The sequence below is a fragment of the Halococcus sp. AFM35 genome, from assembly GCF_051195015.1.
GTDB lineage: Archaea > Halobacteriota > Halobacteria > Halobacteriales > Halococcaceae > Halococcus.
The window spans coordinates 1-1,395 of the sequence record NZ_JBNTJU010000092.1 but is presented as its reverse complement, the minus strand read 5'-3'; the positions used below and the strand labels follow the sequence as shown (position 1 = coordinate 1,395).

Here is a 1,395-nt window from a genome sequence, read left to right as displayed (position 1 = left end):
CATCCGTGTTCGGTTAAGGAGTGAAACACGTAGACAGCGCTGGCGTGATGGGCTTATCGTCAGAAACCGCGTAGAGAGAGGTTGTGATACCCGAACTCTCTCCAACACTCATACGACGCCGATTGACTTCCCTCTTTCCCGCAGACCTCATCGAAGGCATCGCGCGCGAGCGCGATGCTGTCCAACGTCACCGAAAAATCGACATTACGATGCTCGTCTGGTCGCTCATCTTGGGCTTCGCCGTGGACGGCGAAACCCGCTCTATCGCCGCGTTTCAACGCGCCTACCAGACCGCCACCAACCAGACCGTGTACCGATCCAGCTTCTACGACCGATTTACGCCGGAACTTGGCGATCTCCTAAGCGACCTCCTCGCGCACGCGCTCGAGGAGGTCGCAGCTCCTCACACTATCGCGCCCCAACTCACCCAGTTCCGCGACACGATGATCGCCGATGCAACCATCTTCAGGTTGCATCGGTTCCTTTCTGCGTTTCCAGCGACTCATGACGACCGATCTGGTGCCAAACTCCACCTCGTCTACAACGTCACGAAGCAGACGCTTGCACAGTTCAAACTCACTGGCGAACAAACCCACGAGAGCAGCCAGTTCCCGGTACGGAACTGGCTGCGTGGCCGGCTGTTCCTGTTCGATCTCGGCTTCTACGGCTACCGCCGCTTCGCGTTGATCGACGAGAACGACGGCTACTTCGTGAGTCGGCTGAAGACGAATGCGAATCCGTTGATCGTAGGCGAGCGGCGGAAATGTCGCGGGCGCGCCATTTCCTTGACTGGGAGCCGCCTTCGAGACCATCTCGCGAAGCTCAAGCGGAAGCATATCGATGTGACTGGCGAATTCGGGTTCAAGCGACGGCAGTACGGTGAGAACCAATCAGCTGCCACCAGAGAATTCCGCGTCGTCGGTGTCCGCAACGAGGACACCGACGACTACCACCTCTACGTGACGAACCTTCCGGATGAGTTCACACCGGAGCAAGTAGCTGCGCTATACAGTCTGCGGTGGAAGGTTGAGTTGCTGTTCCGCGAGCTGAAGTCGCGGTACGGTCTGGAGAAGTTCGAGACGGGAAACAAAGCGATTGCAGAGTTGCTCGTGGTGGCGGCTCTGCTGACGCTGCTGGTCAGCAGAGCCTTATTGGCAGTGTTTCAGGAGCTCGATCCTGGCGTGGAGTATCCAGAAGAACGCTGGGCGACGACCTTTCGGTCGGTCGCCCAGCCAGTGCTTGGTGATCTCGGCGTTGCTTTGGGCCATCCACCACCGAATCTTCCTGAACTGGTGCGTTGTGAGGCACGCCAACCAGAGAGATCACGCCTTACCCTGAACAAACGAGTGGCTTACGCCTTCAACGCGGAGGTGAGGCCTTAACCGAACACGGATG

1 protein-coding gene is annotated in these 1,395 nt (G+C 58.2%); it reads left to right on the top strand.

Annotation, left to right across the window (positions count from 1 at the left end; genetic code table 11):
- Positions 1 to 83: 83 nt before the first annotated feature.
- Positions 84 to 1,382: an IS4 family transposase gene (locus ACQUQO_RS18205; RefSeq protein WP_435080066.1), complete on the top strand. Its 1,299-nt coding sequence runs from the start codon at positions 84 to 86 to the stop codon at positions 1,380 to 1,382.
- The last annotated feature ends 13 nt before the right edge of the window (positions 1,383 to 1,395 follow it).